This is a genomic window from Streptomyces sp. NPDC056160 (assembly GCF_042268205.1).
Lineage (GTDB): Bacteria > Actinomycetota > Actinomycetes > Streptomycetales > Streptomycetaceae > Streptomyces.
The window spans coordinates 1-2,669 of sequence record NZ_JBHJUW010000303.1 but is presented as its reverse complement, the minus strand read 5'-3'; the positions used below and the strand labels follow the sequence as shown (position 1 = coordinate 2,669).

Here is a 2,669-nt window from a genome sequence, read left to right as displayed (position 1 = left end):
GCAGCAGGAGTTCACCCGCAACCACCAGGCACGCTACCGCGGCCAGCTCATATTCCCTGACTGATCGACAGCACCCTCAATAGATCTGCACCCAACCGACTCCACAGCCCGCCCCCGCCCGACCACATCCCTGCGCTGCCCGACCTGCCCGAGGCCGACGCCGCCTCCTTCCTCCAGGAGTGCAGACACCACCTGAACAAGGACGACTTCGCCCGCACCGACAGCCAGTACCGGGCCGGCCACGCCGCCGCGCGCACCTGGCTGGCCCGCCACCCCCGCTTCACGCCCGCAGCGACAGCCACCGTCAGACCCCCGGACGAGGACACCGGCCCGCACGAACCCACCGACTGGCAGGAGCCTGCGCCTGTTCCTGTCCCGCCTCACCGTCTCCAGCCCCAGCCCTGGCCACACCCTCGCACGCATACGTGGCGCCCAGGCCCACTTCCTTGACCGGCAACTCCACCTCGAGGTCCCTGACGACCTCGCCGCGCGGGGCGGCCCCGGCATCACCACCGTGCCGATCACCCCGCACGTGGCCCACACCCTCACCACGAACCTGCCCAACCCGCTGCGAGCCGCCGCGGCAGCCGCCCTGCTGTTCACCGGCACCGACCAGGCCCTGCTGTCCATGACCCAGATCACCAGCCTCGACGAGCACGCCACCCGCCTGGCCATCGACCGCGATTCGCGGATCTACATCGGCATGCCACCCGGTCCGCGGCACATGTACGCCATCCCGGCCCGTGCCCGCCCCCTGCTTGCCGCCGCCCTCGCCTTCCGCCGCCGTACTCCACTCACTGCCGACCATTTCGGGCTGTTCGCCGGATGCTTCGGCACCTCCATCCGTTTCGACCACCTCATCCGCGACGCCGGCCTCGACATCCCGGCCGTCATACACCCGCACCCAGCAGAGGACTGGCACACCGCCGCCCGCTGCCGGCACGTGGACGCCCCTGTCCCGGCTGCCCCGGCCTCTTGGGCGCGGGCACGTTCGCGCCTACCCACCACTCGACGTCCGCTTTGAGGCTTCCGGCACGGCAGCGCCGCCTCCGCTGCTCCGCTGTTGCCCGGAGCAGGGGAGGCGACCGTCGTTGTCGCTTGTCAGCCGGTGGCGTCGTTGACCTCGTAGTCGATGGTGCGCCGGTACTCGGGGTGGTTTTTGTCCATCTGGATGGCGGCGTGGATGGGCAGCGGGTGGCGGGTGCGGTGCTCCCAGGCCAGGGCGTGGTTGCACAGCCGCGCGGTGGTCAGGGCGTAGGGGAGCGCATCGTGCCCGTCGGGCCGCTGGATGACGGCGATTTCGGTGGTGGTGAGGTTGTGCCAGGTCTCCGCCTGCTGCTCCTTGTCGTCGCAGCTCCAACGCCCCTGATTGCGGCCGGACTTGGCCGAGGGGGTCTTGCCGTCCATCTGGTGGGGGCGCCGGCTCATGAGGAACGTCGTGTCGGTGCCGTCGAGTTGGAACAGCGCGTTGCTGGTCTTGTCCCCGTCGTTCTCGTTGCCGTCCTCGCCGATCTTGTGGAAGAGCGCGGGCACCGGAATGCTCGGGTCGGCGCTGGAGGTGGTGCGGATAACGGCGCGCGGCCGGTGCTCGGGCGCCAGCGTGGCACCGGGCAACGCCGGCCTGCCGTTGGCCAGACCGTCGTCGGTAAGCAGATCGGCGTTCTTGTTCGACAGCAGCGGCCAGACAGGGCGGGTGGAGTCACCGGAAACGTAGAGCACATAGCCGCACTCCAGGTGCCGGGCCAGCTCGAACAGGGCGTGGTCGATGCGTCGGGGCAGCGTGTCGTCACCGCGGCTGCCTTCAGGAATGGGGCGACTGCGCGACAGCCCCTGGGCCTCGGCGTAGTTGAGCCAGCCGCCACGGTGGGCCCGGTCGGCGGGCAGATAGGCCAGGGTCTTCCATTGCTCGCCGACGGGGACGAACGCGGTGAGGACCCACATGAGCTTGGGCTCCTCGGTGCGGTGGGTGTGCTTTTCGCCGAGCTGGGCGCGCATGTGCAGACCGAGGTGGGCGACTCGGTCCTTGAGTCCCTTGCCGGTGGAGATGGCCCGGGTCAGACGCGGATGAACCAGTCCGGCGGCGCGCAGCATGTCACCGATGGCCATGTGGCCGGGGAAGTCGGCCGCAAGCTCCATGCCGAGCGCCTCGAGCGGAGTTTCGGCCTCCCGTTCCTTCTTCTTCGAGCGCAGCTTCTTCGTGGCGGGGGTGAGGAACTGGGCGAGCACACCGTGACGCGCGAGATGCCGGGAGACTTCCGGTTTGGCATCCAGCGGGTACGGGTCGACGGCACCTTCCTCGTCGCGGCGGGCAGCGCGGCGCCGGCGGCCCCACTCCTTGGCGTCGTACTCGGTCTCGACCAGGGCCAGCACCCCGGTACCCGGTGCCGAGAGCCCGGGCAGAGCATCGGTCAGCGCACCGCGCTGGTCGTGGTGGCTGCCGTGGGACAGCAGCTCCGGGCACCGGTGCAGCAACACCTCGGTGTGACAGCCGAGTTCGACGATCTCGTCGTCGGGCATCCCGGCGGCGAGATCGGGCCGGTTGAAGTGGTAGGCCAGCAGCCGCTGCATGCGGGTGGGGCCTTCCCCCGTGATGGTGGACACGCGTCTTTGATCACGCGGCGAGCGTGAGTTTAGCGGCGTGGTGTCGGCGTTCGTATTCGTTGGGGCTG

General features: G+C 69.9%; 2 protein-coding genes. One reads left to right on the top strand and one right to left on the bottom strand.

Annotated features, from left to right (window positions below):
* The first annotated feature begins 514 nt into the window (after window positions 1-514).
* Window positions 515-1,024 carry a hypothetical protein gene (locus tag ACFC02_RS42200; protein ID WP_376368278.1) on the top strand — a complete coding sequence of 170 codons (510 nt, stop codon included), beginning with the start codon at window positions 515-517 and terminating at the stop codon, window positions 1,022-1,024.
* Window positions 1,025-1,101: 77 nt separating this feature from the next.
* Here the strand turns inward: ACFC02_RS42200 and ACFC02_RS42195 are convergent, their stop codons facing one another.
* A complete protein-coding gene (locus tag ACFC02_RS42195; protein ID WP_376368276.1) occupies window positions 1,102-2,601 on the bottom strand; it encodes an RNaseH domain-containing protein in 1,500 nt (499 codons plus the stop codon).
* Window positions 2,602-2,669 lie beyond the last annotated feature (68 nt).